The sequence below is a fragment of the Trinickia sp. LjRoot230 genome (assembly GCF_964253315.1).
Taxonomy (GTDB): domain Bacteria; phylum Pseudomonadota; class Gammaproteobacteria; order Burkholderiales; family Burkholderiaceae; genus Trinickia.
The window spans coordinates 3,361,310-3,377,034 of sequence record NZ_CAXUQX020000001.1; the positions used below are offsets into that span (position 1 = coordinate 3,361,310).

Sequence of the window (15,725 nt, forward strand, 5' to 3'; positions counted from 1 at the left end):
CGATAAACCGCCGATGGTGTCGAGTCCCCACAATTAAACGCAGAACGTTACAACGCATGCCGGTTTGCTAGCGCCGTGACCAGAACCCGTCGAAGCGCCGCGTGAAATTGACGTCCACGCCCTGGAACGTGCCCGCATAGGTCGATACCGACCAAAACCGCGAGAGGTTGATCGTCGCCTTGATCGCGTTGCTCGCCGATTGCAGACCCTGTTCGTAACCGAGCACGAGCCGTTCGTTGATCGCCTTCGAAATCATCACCACCTGCGGATCGGTCAGCCCGACATCGCTGCGGCCGACGCTGAATTCATCGAGTCCGAATGTCTGCGCCACCCGCTTGCCGGTCGCGCTGCCAAGCAGGGCCAACGCCGCCGTCATCGAGCTTTGCTGACCGAGGTTATTGCCCTGGTCCGTGCCATGGCCGAACAGCAGCCACGACAACTTCTCGTCGTCGGGCACGTTCGGCTCGGAGATCAGCTTCACGACCGGCGTGTTGAGCGTGCCCGTCACCTGCACGCCGGCCTCGACCTCCTGGTTGCGGCGCATCGCGAGGATGTTGACACCGGGGTTCGCCACCGGCCCGTTGAACGTGAAAAACCCGTTCTCGACGCCAAGCTTGCGGCCGAACGACGTATAGGTCGAGCCCTCCGTCACCCGGACGTTGCCCAGCGCGCGCAGCGGCTGGTTCGGCGCCGATAACGCCGTCACCGTGCCGCGCAAGCCTAAATCGGCGCCGCGGCCGCGAAAACGAAAGTCCGGGCCGAGGTCGATATCCACGTCGGCGCGCGGCGCGAAACGGCCGACGGGCTTGTTCATAGCCGGCTCCATCGGCGGCGGCGCGCCGCGCACGACGGCGTTGTTGCGCACAACGACCACGTCGTCCGAGAGGCTCGGCGCCGGCGATTCCGGCATGTCGAAAAGCGCATGTTCGACCTTGAATTTGCCGTTGATGTCGAGGCCGCCGGCTGGCCCCCCGTTGGCCACCGTCGCACCGCCCGATAGCGACAGTCGCCGGTCGGGTGCCGCAAAAAGCTCGAGCTTGTCCGCTACGATCCGAGCCGTAAGGTCGGGCTCGGCGCGATCTAGCCGGATCTGACCTGTGGCGCGCAGCGTGCCGTCGCCGCCGTGGAATTCGACATTCTGGAAATCGACGAGATTTTCGGACAGCGCAATGCGCACGACACCGTCTTTCAACTGCACGCCTTGATCGACAAACGTCGCCGACAACTCGTCGCCGGTCAGCGAGCCGGACACGGCGGGTTTGGACGCAGTACCGGCCACCGTCAGCTTCAATGCGGCGCGCCCATTGAGCACGTAACTCGGGCCGAACAACCCACCCGTCGTTTTCAGCGATGGGACGTCCGCTGCGATGGCGCCCGAAAGCGGCGCGTTAGCGGCGACACCGAGCAGGCCCGCGTGGCTCGCATCGGGTGTCAGCGCAAGCGCGACATTCGCATCCGCCGTGCCGATACGGCTCGCCGCGGCATGCAACGTGGCCGCCAGCCGCGCGCCCGGAGCGAATTCGGCGCGCGCGCGCAACGCGGTGATGCCAAGCGGGGCAAGCCCGCCGCGCCCGGTATCGACCGAAACATCGCCGCTCACGCGCGCGAGTTGCGCGTAGCCGCTCGCGGTGCGCCCGAGCGTGAAATCCCAGTCGCCGGCGAAGACCAGATCGCTGCGCACGCGCGAAGGCGTGCCGGTCAACTCCTCGCGAATGGCCAACAGCCGCCCAACCGACAGGTTTGACGCGGAGCCGGCCGAGCGCACGGCGCCGTGATCGTAGACCAACGATTTCAGATCGAGCCGAGCCCCTTCGAGCGCGAGATGCGTGGCGCCGAGCGTCAACGATTCGGGCGCGGCCTTCACCGCAAGCGGCGCCTCCAATGTGAGCGAGGGCATGCCGCGGTTGGCAAAGCGGGTGAGCGTGCCGGCCCAGCTCATGCCCTCCGGGGTCTCGGCGAGCCCGCCCGACGCGGCCATCGTGAGATCAACCGGGCGGCCGCGCAGCACGCCCTTCGCGGCGGCGTCGAAAGCGTGCTTGGCACGCGTGCCGCTCAGATGCGCTGACAGCGTCGTGATATCGGCGATGCTCGTATGGATGTCGCGTGCGTCGGTGGTGAACTCGAGCGCGCCCGCTGCGCCGTCGCGTATCAGCGCACGCCCGGCAGCGGCGCCCACCCGGTTGCCGGCGAACGCGACCTCGCGCGCATCGTAGGTCAGCGTCGCATTCGGATGCGCGAGCGAACCGGTCACGTCGCCATCGGCCAACAGCGTGCCGGCCAAGCCGAAGCCGAGACGATCGAGCCGCGGCGCCGCCACATGAAAGCGCAGGCGGTCACCGGCGCCGCCGAAACTGCCGTGCAGTTCCACGTCATTGCCGGCAATCGATAGCGCAGCGTCGCTCGGCAAAAGCCGTGCGCCGGCCACGTGCACGGTGCCGGCACCGGTGAGCGGCAACCCGTCGTAGACGCTGTTGGTCAACTTAAAGCGCAGCTTCGTCGCGAATGCGGGGGCGAGCGTCCCGTCGGCGTTGAACGTGCCGCTGACGCTTGCCTGGGGCCACGCCGCGGCGGCGGTGCTCGGCTTCGCGGCGCGTGCGGAGTGGGGCTTTGCCGTCGGCTTCGGCTTCGATGCCGATTTCCCCGCCGATGTCGATTTGCCTGCCGATGTCGATGCTGCCTGGGTTGTCGCGCGCGCGGCGCGCTGGCCGACTGCCGGGCCGCCTCTATACGCCGCTGCCATCAACAGGCGCGGATCGAAATCGGTCAGCGTCGCGCGCAATGCATAGCTTGATTGCGCATCGCGCTGCAGCGCGCCGTCGAGGTCGACCCGGCCCTTGCCGGCAGTCACACGCACATCGCGCAACGCGATTCGGGTGCGTTCGAACGTGACTTTCGCGCGTGCCCCAAGCCCAGCGCGCTTGTCGGCGAGATCGAAGTTAAACGACGGGGCCGCACCGTCAAGCGACACGCCGATCGGGCCGTCAAGCGCAGTCGGCCGCACGACAGGCGTCAGCGTGTTGAGGTTGAGGCCGGCAATCTGCAATGCGAGATGGCCACGCCCTCCGGCGAACGTGCCGCCGCCGGCCAGCGTGGCATCGTCGACCAGCCGCACGCGCAAATTGGCGATACGCTGCTCGCGCGCATCCAAACGCACGTCGGCGTGCGCATCGACGAGCGGCAACAGCTTCGCGTCGAGCCTGCCTGGCTTCGCATTGACGATTGCGACCGAACCCGCCACGACTGCCGCGCCCGCACCGGGCACGGGCGCCAGGTCCGCATCGAGCGAAATATCGGCGGCCGGTGCCGAGAGGCTGAATGTCTGCGGGTTGATATGGGCGAACGCGAGCTTCGCGCGCGTCAGCGGCACGGCCGCGAACGGTGCGGCTTCCACGTGCGCCCGCCCGGCGAGCTTAAAGCCGCTCGCTTGAACGTCCGCGGCGAGCGCTTCCAATGTACCGCCGATATGCGCGCTCAGTTGCACCGGCTCGCTGGCGAGTTCGCCGGCATAGGCCGCATCGCCTGTCAGCGCGAAAGGCCGCACGCCATCGAGCGACAGCTCGGCCGTGACCGCGCCAAACGGCGTGTCGATCCCGTCGAGCGAAAGCGCGTGGTGCCGGCCGTCACTGCGTCCGCGCAGGTGCACGTGGGCGAGCTCGGTTACGCTCGCACCGTTGCGAAGCCGCAGTTGACCGATGCCCAGCGAGCGTATGTCGAGTTGCAGCGGCAAACGCAGGCTCGCAGGCAGCGTGAGCGGCGTCTTGTTTTGCGACGGCGCGAAGTGCGCGTCGATGGTGCCGGCGTGCAGATCGAAAAGCGTCAAACGCCACGGCGAGCGGGTAAGCGCCCAACGGCCCGCCAGGCGGTCGATGCGGATCTCGGTGGTATCGGTGGCGTCAGCGTCGGTGGTGCCGGCAGCCTCTGCGACCGTGGGCCGATCGCGCCAATGCAGCCCGCTGAGCTGCATGCCGCTCGAGAGCGTGCCCCCCACGAGCGTCCCGGCAAGCCGACCGCCCGACAGTACAACGGCAGCGCGCCACGCGAGGCGCGTGCCGCGCTCGGTCGTCGCCGCGCCGTAGAGGGCGAGCGCCGCCGAGACAACGACGAACCCGATGCCGAGCACCGCCCACGCCAGCATGCGCCATGCGCGCCGCCTCGCGCGACGCGGCGAACGCGGCGCCGGTGGCGTGGCGTTCCCGCTTGCGTCTTCGGGCGCGTCAGGTGGCAAAGGGGGAGGCGGCGAATCGTTCGTCATGCGCTGTGCGGTCTCAAAAAGCAATGCCGAGCGTCAGGTACGGCCGCACGCTCTTGTTGCGGATGCCGTAGGCCAGGTCGACGTTGACCGGCCCGACGGGGCTGCGCCACCGCGCGCCTATACCCGCGCCGGGAAAAAAGGTGCGCTCGTGCCACGTGTCGGTTGCCGTGCCGATGTCGAAGAACACGGCGGCGCCCCAATCGTGGGAGAACCAATGTTGATATTCGGTGGTTGCCGTGACAAGGTACTTCGTCGGCAACACCGAGCCGGAGACATCGTTACCAATGCTCTGAAAGCCATAGCCGCGCACGGAGTTCGAGCCGCCCGCGCGAAAAAGCAGTGACGCGGGCACACCGCTCGAGCCGCCACTCGTGAACACGCCGCCAAGCTCGGCGCGAAAGAGCACCAAGTCGCGTTGGCCGATCGGCAGATACTGCACCCCGCGCGCGTAGCCACGCACGAAGGTTTGATCGGTCAGGAGCCCTTTCACCGCAAACCCGGCCTCGGCATGCAGCAGGTTGCCGGAACGTGGGAACAGCGGATCATCGACGTTGCGACGCGTCCACGCCCACTGCGGCACGAGCGCGTGGCTCGTGGTGGGGCCCGCTGCGTTCTGATCGAGCCGATCGGCGTAGTACTGGAGCGAGTAGGTATAGTCGATGAACTGCGCCGTGCGCGCCCGCTGCAAACCGATCCGCGCGCTGTAGATGCGCGTATCGGACACATTGGTGCTCGTATATGAAGCGAGTACGCTATTGACCCAGCCGCGCGCGCCTGGCGGCATCGACAACTGAATCTGCCCGTACTGCTGGATCTGATCGACGCGGCCCTGAACCGAAAAAGGCCACGCCGCGCCGAACGTATTCAAATACGAATAGGCGCCTTGCACGTGAGGGCCGGTATCGGTTGCATAGCCCACGCCGCCCCGCACGCTGTTATACGGATATTCGCTGACCTTGACGTGAATCGGCGTGTCGCGCGGTTTGTCGACGTCGCTGCCTACATCGATCGCCACGCTCGCGTAATACGGCGTATTTTGCAACTGGCGCTGCAGTTCGGCGATGCGCTGGCTATCATAAATTTCGCCGACGCCAATCGGATTGACGTTCGTCACGATCTCGCCGGGGTAGCGGCGCACGCCCGAGACGTCCAGCGCGCCGAGTGTGAACGTCGGGCCGCTCGCAAACGCGACCGACAGCACCGCCGTCTTCTTGCGCGGATCGATACGCGCTTCCGAGCGGGTGATTTTTGCACCGAGGTAGCGACGCGCCTGCAGCACCTTGAGCGCGGCGCTTTTCGCATCGCTCCAGCCTGCCTGCGTGAACGGGTCGCCCACGCGCAGCGAGAACGCGAAGCGCGCCGCATTCTCGCGCGCAGGCTCTTCAGTGTTGATGGGACCATCGAACGACAGCTCGATCGATGTGACCGTCGTGCGCGCGCCCGGGTCGACATGCACGGTCACATCCTTCTTGCCGTTATCCATGCGCACGTCGGTGCGCACAACGGGCGAGAAGTAACCATCGGTGGCAACAAGGTCGCGCACTTGCTGCGGCGTGGCCGTGACGAGAAACTCGAACTGGTCTTCCGAGATGTCGTCGCGCTTGGCGAAGCGCGCCAAATCGAGATGCTGCTGCAGCAATTTGCGCAGCGGCCGCGGGGCGTCGATCTGCACGGCATACTTCGCTGCGGCCGGCATGGCGAGCACACTCAGCAGACCACCGAGCGCGACAGCGAACCAGCGACGCGCGATGCGGGCTCGGCGCTGGCCGCGCGTGCTGACGGTGCGTGCGGCGCACGGCGTTTCGATCACTGCTCCCGCCAAACGGGACCTCCGGGCAACGTTGAGATGACGAGGCGGCTTGCGCCCAACTGCGTAAAGTGAATACCGCGTGAATGCCACGTGAAGCCGGGGCAGCGCCCTTTGCGAAACCGCGCAGGCCGCTTATTTGACCACAGGCAGCCGTATCGAGCCCGCGTCATTCACGCCCGGCTTTGACGGCTGGCAAGCCCGCCGTGTTCCGCTCGATTGCGTATGCGTTAAAATCGCGGTTTGCAAAGCCGGTGCGTGCGGCACCGTCGTGTCCCCATTTTCTACGATCGTCGAGCCATGTATCTATCGGACATCACGCAATTTCTGAGTCAACTGAAGCAGCAACAGCCAACGCTCGAGGAAGAACAGCGCCGCGGACGTGCGCTCTTATGGGACAAGCAGCCGCTCGATCTCGAAGAGCGCACGCGCCAGCAGGCATCGGGCATCAAGCAAACGCCTTACGTCTACTATCAGAACTTCTAAGCGCCCCGAGCCAATGAGCGCCGCCGACGAGGCCAGCCGTGCACGCGAGTCGGCCACGGCACTGACTGCGCCGACGACGGACACGACGCCCGACATCGTCGACGGCATTGCGTTTGCACGCCTGTACGGCGAGCCGCTTTTCAAGCTGCCGCAGGATCTGTACATCCCGCCCGATGCGCTTGAAGTCTTTCTCGAAACATTCGAGGGGCCGCTCGATCTGCTGCTCTACCTGATCCGCAAGCAGAATTTCAACGTCCTCGATATCCCGATGGCGGACGTCACGATCCAGTATCTCGGCTATGTCGAGCAATTGCGCAAGACCAACCTCGAACTCGCATCGGAATATCTGCTGATGGCGGCCATGCTGATCGAAATTAAGTCGCGGATGCTGTTGCCGGTGAAAAAAGCCGATACGGGCGATGAGGCCGAGGACCCGCGCGCGGAACTGGTGCGGCGCCTGCTCGAATACGAGCGCATGAAACTGGCCGCCCAGCAACTCGACCGGCTGCCTCAGCTCGGGCGCGATTTCCTGCGCGCCGAGGTGTACATCGAACAGAGCATAGCCCCGCGGTTTCCGGACGTCGAAATCGACGACCTGCGCGCGGCGTGGGCCGACGTGCTCAAGCGCGCGAAGCTCGTCCAGCATCACAAGATCTCGCGCGAGGAACTGTCGGTGCGTGAGCACATGAGCCTTATGCTGCGTCGCCTGCAAAATGCGCGCTTCATGGAATTTTGCGATCTGTTCGACGTGTCGCGTGGTGTGCCCGTCGTGATCGTCAACTTTATCGCCATGCTGGAGCTTTCGCGCGAATCGCTGATCGAGATCACGCAAGCCGAGCCGTTCGCACCGATCTACGTGCGTCTGGCCTATTTGCCCGCATGAGGAAAGCCGCCGCGCCCGCGTTTAGAGAGCCGGCTCTTTTCAACGTCGCACGCGGCCAAATCCACTACAATCGCGCGCTTTAGCCTCGCTTCGCGTGCAGCAGCGCCCAAGACCCGGTCCATCATGAAAGTCATCAGCTCCATCCAGGAATTGCGCGATCAGTTGCGCGGCCAGAACCGAACGGCCTTTGTGCCGACGATGGGCAATCTGCACGAAGGGCATCTCTCGCTGATGCGGCTTGCGCGCCAGCATGGGGACCCGGTCGTCGCCAGCATCTTTGTCAACCGGCTGCAGTTCGGCCCGAACGAGGATTTCGACCGATACCCGCGCACGCTCGAAGCCGACATCGAAAAGCTGCAGCGGGAAAACGTCTACGTGCTGTTCGCACCGACCGAGCGCGATATGTACCCCGAGCCGCAGGAATATCGCGTGCATCCGCCGCATGACCTCGGCGACATTCTCGAAGGCGAATTCCGGCCCGGCTTCTTTACCGGCGTGTGCACGGTCGTGATGAAGCTGATGTGCTGCGTGCAGCCGCGCGTGGCAGTCTTCGGCAAGAAGGACTACCAGCAATTGATGATCGTGCGCCGCATGTGCAATCAATTCGCACTGCAAACCGATATCGTCGCGGCCGAAACCGTGCGCGACCGCGACGGTCTCGCGCTGAGTTCGCGCAATCGCTTCCTGAGCGAGGCCGAGCGCGCCGAGGCACCGATGCTCGCCACGGCGCTCGGCCGTCTGCGCGAAGCGGTGCTCGGCGGCGAGCGCGACTTCAAGCGGCTCGAACGCGAAGCAATGGCTAGCCTGGCGGCACGCGGCTGGCAGCCCGATTACATCGCCGTGCGCAAGCGCGAGGACCTGATTGCGCCCACCGCCAACGACGCGCAGGCACCGCTCGTCGTGCTGGCCGCGGCCAAGCTCGGCGCCACGCGTCTTATCGATAATCTGGAAATTTGAAAACGGCTAAGCTTGGCTGCTTCGCCGCCCGCCCCGCGCGGGTGTGAAGCGAAAGCGGCATTCATCCGAGGAAACGATCATGCAGCGTCACATGCTCAAATCGAAAATCCATCGCGCAGTCGTCACGCATTGCGAGTTGCATTACGAAGGCTCATGCGCGATCGACGAGGATTTGCTGGAAGCGGCGAACATCGTCGAAAACGAGCGCATCGACATTTGGAACATCAACAACGGCGAGCGATTTTCGACCTATGCGATCCGCGGCGAGCGCGGCAGCGGCATGATCTCGCTGAACGGCTCGGCGGCGCGACGCGCGCAATTGGGCGACCTCGTCATCATCGCCTCGTTCGCGATGGTCGACGAAGCCGAACTGAAGGCCGGCTGGGAGCCGAAGCTCGTATTCGTCGACGAGCGCAACACGATGAAAGGCAGCCGAGCTCACGTGCCCGTGCAAACGTGGACTTGATCGGGCCGGGTTGGCAGGGTGCGTTACCTACCGCGTAGCCCAGGCAATGATGGGCTCCCATTGCTCGAGATCCTTTTCCACGCGGCTTTTCGCCACATCCCACAGCGTGAGGCCGTGCGCGGCCAGTTGCACGTAGTTTTGCGTGTCGCGCAAATAGCCGAGCACCGGCAGATCGAGGCTTTCCACGAAGCGATGCAGCTGCTCCGCTGAACGCGTGCGGGCGTCGACCCGCATACCGACCACGCCCACTTCGATCGCCCCTTTTCGCACCGCTTTCTCCTTCGCGAGCCGTTCGAGGAAGTGCTGCGTGGCGAGGATGTCGAACATCGACGGCTGCAGCGGGACGATGACCTTGTCGGCAAGCCCGATCGCCGCGGTGAGCCGCGCGCCGTGCAGGCCTGCGGGCGTATCGACCACCGCGCGTTCGAGGCCGTTCGGCGGCTTGGCCGGCGCATCGATGTCGACTTCCCAGGCTTCGATGACGGGCAGGCCCTCGGGGCGCAGCTCGAGCCAGGAATGCGCCGAGCGCTGCCGATCCAGGTCGGCCAGCGCCACCCATTCGCCGCTAGCCGCAAACGCGCCCGCCAGATTGGTCGATAACGTGCTTTTGCCGACCCCGCCTTTGGGGTTGGCCACCACGATTAACGTCATGAACGCTCCCGAGTAGAAGATGTGCTCGCGTCGTGTATTCGTATTCGTGTGCGAGACGCGTCGCGCTGCAGATGATATCGGCAAATCGGCCGGCACCGAAACCTTCCGCGCTATTGCGGCTTCTGGCCGGGCGCCGCGCCGGTACAATCGCGCGATGACTTCGCCTGATCTCACCTTCGTGCTCGGCGGCGCCCGCTCGGGCAAAAGCGCCTATGCTGAGCGCCTCGCCGCCGCGAGCGGACGGCCAGTAACCTACATTGCAACGGCTCGCAGTGCCGACGCCGACCCCGAATTCGCGGCCCGCATCGCCCATCATCAGGCGTGCCGGCCGGCGCACTGGACGCTCGTCGAAGCCGACGCAGCGCTCCCGCAAGCACTGCGCGCGGCAGACGGCGAGCAACACTGCGTGCTTGTCGATTGCCTGACGCTCTGGCTCGCGGGGCTCGTGTGCCCGGTTGAGGGCGGGGAGCCGCCGCCAAGCGCGGCCGCCAGCCGGTTCGACGAGCTCGAAGCGGCGCTGAGCGGCGCGCGGGGGCGCGTCATCGTCGTCAGCAACGAGATCGGCTTGGGGGTGGTACCGCTCGGCTCGCTCACGCGGCACTACGTCGATGAGCTCGGGAGATTGAATCAACGCGTGGCGCGTATCGCCCGGGAAGTGACGCTGATGGTGGCCGGCCTGCCGGTTGCGGTCAAACCCGGCCCGACTCGGCCATGAGGCGCCGGTTGTGGGCAGTGCGCCTCGGGGCCGGCGGGATTCGGATCGGGGCTAGGGCTCCAGTTGTCATCGCCTTCGCCATCGCCATCGCCATCACCATCGTCTTGCTCGGGCTTGTCAGCCCCCTCGCGGCGCATGCGAAACTCGCCGTCGTCGACGACGCGGGCCGCACGGTCACGCTGGCTGCGCCCGCCGCGCGCGTCATCTCGCTCGCGCCCCACGCGACCGAACTGATCTATGCCGCCGGTGGCGGCGCGCGGCTCGTCGGCGCCGTGTCGTACAGCGACTATCCGCCCGAAGCCCGCGCACTGCCGCGCGTCGGCAGCAATACGGCACTCGATCTGGAGCGCATCGTCGCGCTCAGGCCCCAACTGATCGTCGTATGGCGGCACGGCAACGATACGCACCAACTCGACAAGCTCCGCGCGCTCGGCATCGCGCTCTTTTACAGCGAGCCGCACAAACTCGACGACGTGGCCACTGATCTGGAGCGGCTCGGCACGCTATTGGGCACGCAACCCGTCGCCGATGCCGCAGCGCAGCATTATCGCGATGACATCGCGCAGCTGCGTGCGCGTTACGCCACGCGGCCCCCGGTTGGCGTCTTCTATCAGGTCTGGGATCGTCCGCTGATGACGTTGAACGGCGCGCACATCATCAGCGACGCCATCGCCGTGTGCGGCGGGCACAACGTCTTTGCAGGGCTTGCCGCGCGCGTGCCGACCGTGTCGGCGGAAGCTGTCGTGGCCGCCGATCCGGAAGCAATCGTCACCGCGCGCAGCGGCGCCACGCCTGCCGCGCCGGGCACACCGCTGCCCGAACTCGCCCGCTGGCGTGCCTGGCCGCGCATGACAGCCGTCGCACGTGATAACCTTTTTTCCATCGACGGCGATCTGATCAATCGCCCGGGACCGCGCCTCGCCAGCGGCATCCGCACGTTGTGCGAGGACCTCGAAACGGCTCGCTCGCGACGCGAAGCGTCGGCGGCCGGCACATCGCCTTCGCGATAATCGCGATAAGCCACGCGAACGGCGCGCTACGCATTCCACCGTATCACCCGCCACGCCCCGCCATTCGGCGCGCCGCGCAGCCAAACGATCCCTGCCATCGAGACCGGCCAGTGCAACATGTCTTCAATCGGCAAACCGAGCGCAAGCGAAGTCAACATGCGCATCACGCCAGCATGGGTGACGACATGCGTCGACGCCGACGCTGCCACTTGATTCGCCCTGATCCACGCGCCGAACCATTCCCCGATGCGCGCCCCGAACTGCGCCACGCTCTCGCCGCCGTGCACACGCGCGTGCCACAGGTCGGCGGCCCATGCGTCGAGCGCGGCCCGATCGATCGCATCCCACCGCAGCCGTTCCCAGGCGCCGAAGTCGATTTCCTGCAAGCGGGCGTCGGCCCGCTCCATGCAGCCGAAACGTCGCGCGAGCCTTGCCGCCACGCCCGCACATCGAACCAGCGGACTCGTCCACATGGCCTGAGGCAGCGGCGCATCGAGCGCCGCGAGGCGCGCGATGATCGCATCGGCCGAGGCCCGCTCGTCGGCCGCGAGCGGCACGTCGGTGCGTCCGTAGCAGATACCGGTTTCGACTGCGGGCGCCGGATGGCGAATCAGGACGAGATCCATGCCAGCACGCAAAGATAGATGACAAGCTCGACGACTTGCTGCACCAGGCCCAGGCAATCCCCCGTATAGCCGCCGAGCCGGTGAACGAAGTAGCGAGACAGCGCGACGCGCGCGAGGAGCGCGGCGAGCAACGCAACAAGCCCGGCCCGCCAGTCGGGCCACATGAGCCAGGGCAGCCCGAGCACAGCGACGACGCCATACGCACGCCACGACAGCCGTTGCGCAACAGGCTGCGCCTTACCGTCGGCGCGCGCGTAATCGAGCGTGATCAGCAAGCTTGCCGCCATCGCCCGGCTCGCGGCATGCGCGGCAATCATCAGCCAGGCGGCGAGCAGCGGCGGCAGCGCAGCCAGCGTCTGCCATTTGAGCGCGAGCGCCATGACGAGCCCGATCACGCCGAACGCGCCGATGCGCGGGTCGCGCATGATGCGCAGCACGTCCTCGCGCGTGGCGCCGCCGCCGAACCCGTCACAGCAGTCGGCGAGACCATCTTCGTGAAACGCGCCCGTCACGGCGAGCGTCGTAGCCATCGAAAGCAGTACCGCGAGCGGAACCGGGAACCAGCGCAACGCGGCCAGAAATACGACGGCGCCGAGGCCGCCGACCAGTGCGCCGATCAGCGAAAAGTAACGGATGGCGCCGGCCAGATCGCTCGCGGTCGTGCCGACGTTGCCTGGTAGCGGCACGCGCGTGAAGTAGCGCAGTGCCGCGCACAGATAGCGCCACTCGGCGCACGCGTCGAAGCGCCGGCGTGAAACGGCCATCGGCTCGCCGCGATCGCTTGTCATTGGGTGAGGTGCGCGCCGTCGGAGGCGCCGTGGGCACCCGGCGTGTCGCGGTCACTGCGGTCATCGCGATCGGTCACGCCGGCGGACTCGAAGCTCGCCATCTCGTTGACGAACGCGACAGCGGCGCGCAAAAGCGGCAGCGCGAGCGCTGCACCCGTGCCTTCGCCAAGCCGCATATCGAGTGCGAGCAGCGGCGCCGCGGCGAAGTACTCGAGCATGCGCCGGTGCCCGGCCTCGTTGGAGCAATGCGCGAACACGCAATAATCGAGTACGGCCGGCGCCAACGCATGGGCGACGACGAGCGCCGAAGTCGCGATGAAGCCATCGACGACGATCGTCATGTTGGCTTCCGCGGCGGCAAGGTAAGCGCCGGTCATCATCGCGATCTCGAAGCCGCCGAACGTCGCGAGCACGTGAAGCGGCTCGCGAGCGGCCTTGTGACGCGCGAGCGCTGCTTCGAGCACGCTGCGCTTTTTTGCGAGCCCGGCGTCGTCGAGCCCGGTGCCGCGGCCAACGCATGCATCGATCGGCAGGCCACAAAGCCGGCTCATCAGGCAAGCGGCCGACGACGAGTTCGCAATGCCCATTTCGCCGAAGCCGATCACATTGGTGCCGAGCGCGGCGTGATAGCGCACGCGTGCGGCGCCTGCCGCGATCGCGGCCAACGCCTCGTCGCGCGTCATGGCCGGCTCGCGTGCGAAGTTACGGGTGCCGCGGCCGATCGGCGCATCGACGAGCCCGGGCAACGCGTCGAGCGGCGTGGCAACCCCTGCGTTGACGACTTCGAGCGTCAACCCCGCGACCCCGCTGAACGCATTGATGGCCGCCCCGCCCGCGACGAAATTGGCGACCATTTGCGCGGTCACGGCCTGCGGATAAGGACTCACGCCTTCCTCGGCAATGCCGTGGTCCCCGGCAAATACAATGATCGTGGGCCGCTCGATCGACGGGTGTATCGACCGCTGAATCGTGCCGATCTGGCAAGCCAGCGTTTCGAGCATGCCGAGGCTGCCGGGAGGTTTGGTTTTAGTGTCGATGATGCGAACCAGCTTGGCGCTAAACGAGCGGTCGAGCGGGCGGACGACGGGCAACGGCAGCGGAGCGTTCATACGATGGATGGGTCGGTTGGGTGCTGCAACGGCAAGAAAAGCAAGTAAGCGGACACAGGCAAGGCGCACAGCAAAAACGCCGCCACGTCGAACGGAGATGATGATTTCATGACGTCCGCCACGCCGGCACGAGCGCCTCATAGCCCTCGGCTTCGATCAGCACGAGCGGATAGCCAAATGCGCGGCTCGCAAGCGCTGGCGTCAGGACCTCGCGTACAGGACCTGCCTCGGCAGTCCCGTCGCCGTGCATGAGTACGGCGTGCGTCGCGAAACGCCGGGCGAGGTTCAGATCGTGACATGAAAATATGACCGTGCGCGGCGCCTCGCGCAGCCATGCTCCAAGCACGGTGAGGCAATCGATCTGATGATGCAGATCCAAATGCGCGAGCGGCTCGTCGAGCAACACCAGCGGCGCGTCCTGACAGATGGCGGCGGCAAGCGCGACGCGCTGGCGTTCGCCGCCCGAAAGCGAACGCACGTCGCGCGCCGCGAGCGTGCCAAGCGCGAACGCATCGAGCGCCGCCTGCGCCGCGGCACGGTCGCTCTCGGCCTCCCAGCCCCAGCCGGTCAGGTACGGAAAGCGGTTCAAAAGCACGATGTCGAGCACGCTTGCACTGAACGCGTCATGCGTGCTTTGCGGCATCAACGCTCGTCGACGCGCCAAGCTGGCCTGCGGCCACGCGTCGATGCGCACGCCGTCGAGCGCCACATGCCCCTGCGCGGGCTGCAACAGGCCCGCGAGCGTCGAGATCAGCGTCGTTTTGCCGGCACCGTTCGGCCCGGCGATGCACCAGATTTCGCCCGCACGATACGTCTGCGTGAAATCGGCGAGCAACGTGCGCGTGCCTGCGCGCAGCGTCAGCCCGCGCACATCGAGCGAAATCGCAGATGCGTCGAACGGCTGCCCGCTCATCGCCGCCTCCTGGCAAGCATCCACAAGAACGCGGGCACACCGATCAAGGCCGTCACGACACCGACCGGCAACTGCGCGGGCGCGACGATCGTGCGCGCGACAAGATCGGCCCCCATCACGGCCACACCGCCCGCCAGCACCGACGCCGGCACGAGCATGCGTTGATCGTTGCCGCAGACGAGCCTCAACGCGTGCGGCACGACGAGCCCGACGAAGCCGATCGTGCCAGCCGTCGTAACGGCCGCAGCGGCCGCGAGCGACGCGACGAGGTAGATGCGCAAACGCAGGCGGCCCGCAGGCACACCGAGCGCGAGCGCCAGCGCTTCACCGCGCAGCAGGACGTTCAGTTGAGGCGCAACAGGCGTAGCGACGGCGAGCGCGAGCGCGAGTGCAACGAGCGCGGGCCACGGGCTCGCCGCGCCGTTCAGATCGCCTGTCAGCCAAAAGAGAATGCTGCGCAGCCGTTCGTCGGGCGCGACCGTCAGCAGCAGCGTGATGCACGCCCCCCATCCCGTTGCCAGCACGACGCCCGTCAGCAAGAGCCGCGGCGACGCCTCCTGCGGCTCGCCCGCGCTCAACGCGCGGCGCGCAAAACCGAGCACGAGGGCGATGGAGATCAGCGCGCCGGCGAACGAGGCGGCGTCGACGAGCCACCATGCCGCCCCTCCGAGCATAGCGAGCACGGCAAAGACGGCCGCGCCGCCGGACACACCGAGCACATACGGTTCGGCCAGCGGATTGCGCAGCAGAACCTGCAACAGCGCGCCAGCCAACGCGAGCAACCCACCGCACGCGAAGCCTGCAAGCGCGCGCGGCAAGCGCAGCGTCCGCACGATTTCGTCGAGCGGGTCGGTGCTGCCCGCACGCGCATGCACGAGCGCCAACAGCGCGCGCGTCGGCGAAATCTCGACACTCCCTAGCGTGAGCGCCGCAACGAAGACTGCGAATGCGCAGCTACCGAGCACGAGCCAGATCAGCGCGGCACGCTTGCCGTTCATCGGGGCACGCGCGACAGACGCGAGCCGGTTCATAGCGGCTTGCCCAGCCATACGACGGCGTTAA

The 15,725-nt window shown here is 66.5% G+C and carries 14 protein-coding genes; 6 read left to right on the plus strand and 8 right to left on the minus strand.

Annotated features, from left to right (window positions below; all coding sequences use genetic code 11):
* Positions 1-67 precede the first annotated feature (67 nt).
* Both ACSQ20_RS15310 and ACSQ20_RS15315 read right to left on the minus strand, forming a co-directional pair.
* Positions 68-4,252 (minus strand): translocation/assembly module TamB domain-containing protein, encoded by a 4,185-nt coding sequence (locus tag ACSQ20_RS15310; RefSeq protein ID WP_436021358.1) that lies wholly within the window; start codon positions 4,250-4,252, stop codon positions 68-70.
* Positions 4,253-4,265: 13 nt separating this feature from the next.
* On the minus strand, positions 4,266-5,948 hold the full coding sequence (locus ACSQ20_RS15315) for an autotransporter assembly complex protein TamA (protein WP_436023140.1): 1,683 nt from the start codon (positions 5,946-5,948) through the stop codon (positions 4,266-4,268).
* Positions 5,949-6,359: 411 nt separating this feature from the next.
* Between ACSQ20_RS15315 and ACSQ20_RS15320 the strand changes: the two genes are divergently transcribed.
* From ACSQ20_RS15320 to panD, 4 genes are all read left to right on the plus strand, one after another.
* Positions 6,360-6,545, plus strand: a complete 186-nt coding sequence (locus tag ACSQ20_RS15320) for a DUF3460 family protein (RefSeq protein WP_436021360.1) — start codon at positions 6,360-6,362, stop codon at positions 6,543-6,545.
* Between the two features lie 13 nt (positions 6,546-6,558).
* The gene (locus tag ACSQ20_RS15325) at positions 6,559-7,428 is read left to right on the plus strand and encodes a segregation and condensation protein A (protein WP_436021362.1); all 870 of its coding nucleotides are present in this window, start codon (positions 6,559-6,561) and stop codon (positions 7,426-7,428) included.
* 123 nt (positions 7,429-7,551) lie between these two features.
* Positions 7,552-8,385 (plus strand): pantoate--beta-alanine ligase, encoded by an 834-nt coding sequence (panC, locus tag ACSQ20_RS15330; RefSeq protein ID WP_436021364.1) that lies wholly within the window; start codon positions 7,552-7,554, stop codon positions 8,383-8,385.
* Positions 8,386-8,464: 79 nt separating this feature from the next.
* Positions 8,465-8,851, plus strand: coding sequence for an aspartate 1-decarboxylase (panD, locus tag ACSQ20_RS15335; RefSeq protein ID WP_436021366.1), 387 nt, complete (start codon positions 8,465-8,467; stop codon positions 8,849-8,851).
* 27 nt (positions 8,852-8,878) lie between these two features.
* On the opposite strand, the gene ACSQ20_RS15340 is transcribed toward panD, so the two are convergent.
* On the minus strand, positions 8,879-9,502 hold the full coding sequence (locus tag ACSQ20_RS15340; RefSeq protein WP_436021368.1) for a ParA family protein: 624 nt from the start codon (positions 9,500-9,502) through the stop codon (positions 8,879-8,881).
* A 154-nt stretch (positions 9,503-9,656) separates the two neighbouring features.
* On the opposite strand from ACSQ20_RS15340, the gene cobU reads away from it, so the two are divergent.
* Positions 9,657-10,217: a bifunctional adenosylcobinamide kinase/adenosylcobinamide-phosphate guanylyltransferase gene (gene cobU, locus ACSQ20_RS15345; RefSeq protein WP_436021370.1), complete on the plus strand. Its 561-nt coding sequence runs from the start codon at positions 9,657-9,659 to the stop codon at positions 10,215-10,217.
* Entirely contained in the window at positions 10,214-11,227 is a 1,014-nt protein-coding gene (locus ACSQ20_RS15350; protein ID WP_436021372.1) for a cobalamin-binding protein, read from the plus strand. Before cobU ends, ACSQ20_RS15350 begins: the two co-directional genes overlap by 4 nt.
* A 26-nt stretch (positions 11,228-11,253) precedes the next feature.
* On the opposite strand, the gene ACSQ20_RS15355 is transcribed toward ACSQ20_RS15350, so the two are convergent.
* From ACSQ20_RS15355 to ACSQ20_RS15375, 5 genes are all read right to left on the minus strand, one after another.
* The gene (locus ACSQ20_RS15355) at positions 11,254-11,853 is read right to left on the minus strand and encodes a histidine phosphatase family protein (protein ID WP_436021374.1); all 600 of its coding nucleotides are present in this window, start codon (positions 11,851-11,853) and stop codon (positions 11,254-11,256) included.
* Entirely contained in the window at positions 11,838-12,617 is a 780-nt protein-coding gene (locus ACSQ20_RS15360) for an adenosylcobinamide-GDP ribazoletransferase (protein ID WP_436023142.1), read from the minus strand. Before ACSQ20_RS15360 ends, ACSQ20_RS15355 begins: the two co-directional genes overlap by 16 nt.
* Before the next feature lie 20 nt (positions 12,618-12,637).
* Positions 12,638-13,750, minus strand: coding sequence for a nicotinate-nucleotide--dimethylbenzimidazole phosphoribosyltransferase (cobT, locus tag ACSQ20_RS15365; protein WP_436021376.1), 1,113 nt, complete (start codon positions 13,748-13,750; stop codon positions 12,638-12,640).
* 106 nt (positions 13,751-13,856) lie between these two features.
* Complete coding sequence (locus ACSQ20_RS15370) at positions 13,857-14,663, minus strand: ABC transporter ATP-binding protein (protein ID WP_436021378.1); 807 nt, start codon at positions 14,661-14,663, stop codon at positions 13,857-13,859.
* Positions 14,660-15,712 (minus strand): FecCD family ABC transporter permease, encoded by a 1,053-nt coding sequence (locus ACSQ20_RS15375; protein ID WP_436021380.1) that lies wholly within the window; start codon positions 15,710-15,712, stop codon positions 14,660-14,662. The genes ACSQ20_RS15370 and ACSQ20_RS15375 overlap by 4 nt, the downstream gene beginning before the upstream one ends.
* Positions 15,713-15,725 lie beyond the last annotated feature (13 nt).

Bases quoted from the DNA above. Each gene is read 5' to 3' on its own strand.
- ACSQ20_RS15375 (WP_436021380.1), bottom strand. From the start codon at position 15,712: ATGGCTGGGCAAGCCGCTATGAACCGGCTCGCGTCTGTCGCGCGTGCC.
- ACSQ20_RS15340 (WP_436021368.1), bottom strand. From the start codon at position 9,502: ATGACGTTAATCGTGGTGGCCAACCCCAAAGGCGGGGTCGGCAAAAGC.
- ACSQ20_RS15370 (WP_436021378.1), bottom strand. From the start codon at position 14,663: ATGAGCGGGCAGCCGTTCGACGCATCTGCGATTTCGCTCGATGTGCGC.
- ACSQ20_RS15320 (WP_436021360.1), top strand. From the start codon at position 6,360: ATGTATCTATCGGACATCACGCAATTTCTGAGTCAACTGAAGCAGCAA.
- cobT (WP_436021376.1), bottom strand. From the start codon at position 13,750: ATGAACGCTCCGCTGCCGTTGCCCGTCGTCCGCCCGCTCGACCGCTCG.
- ACSQ20_RS15315 (WP_436023140.1), bottom strand. From the start codon at position 5,948: ATGCCGGCCGCAGCGAAGTATGCCGTGCAGATCGACGCCCCGCGGCCG.
- ACSQ20_RS15350 (WP_436021372.1), top strand. From the start codon at position 10,214: ATGAGGCGCCGGTTGTGGGCAGTGCGCCTCGGGGCCGGCGGGATTCGG.
- ACSQ20_RS15360 (WP_436023142.1), bottom strand. From the start codon at position 12,617: ATGGCCGTTTCACGCCGGCGCTTCGACGCGTGCGCCGAGTGGCGCTAT.
- cobU (WP_436021370.1), top strand. From the start codon at position 9,657: ATGACTTCGCCTGATCTCACCTTCGTGCTCGGCGGCGCCCGCTCGGGC.
- panC (WP_436021364.1), top strand. From the start codon at position 7,552: ATGAAAGTCATCAGCTCCATCCAGGAATTGCGCGATCAGTTGCGCGGC.
- ACSQ20_RS15310 (WP_436021358.1), bottom strand. From the start codon at position 4,252: ATGACGAACGATTCGCCGCCTCCCCCTTTGCCACCTGACGCGCCCGAA.
- ACSQ20_RS15355 (WP_436021374.1), bottom strand. From the start codon at position 11,853: ATGGATCTCGTCCTGATTCGCCATCCGGCGCCCGCAGTCGAAACCGGT.
- panD (WP_436021366.1), top strand. From the start codon at position 8,465: ATGCAGCGTCACATGCTCAAATCGAAAATCCATCGCGCAGTCGTCACG.
- ACSQ20_RS15325 (WP_436021362.1), top strand. From the start codon at position 6,559: ATGAGCGCCGCCGACGAGGCCAGCCGTGCACGCGAGTCGGCCACGGCA.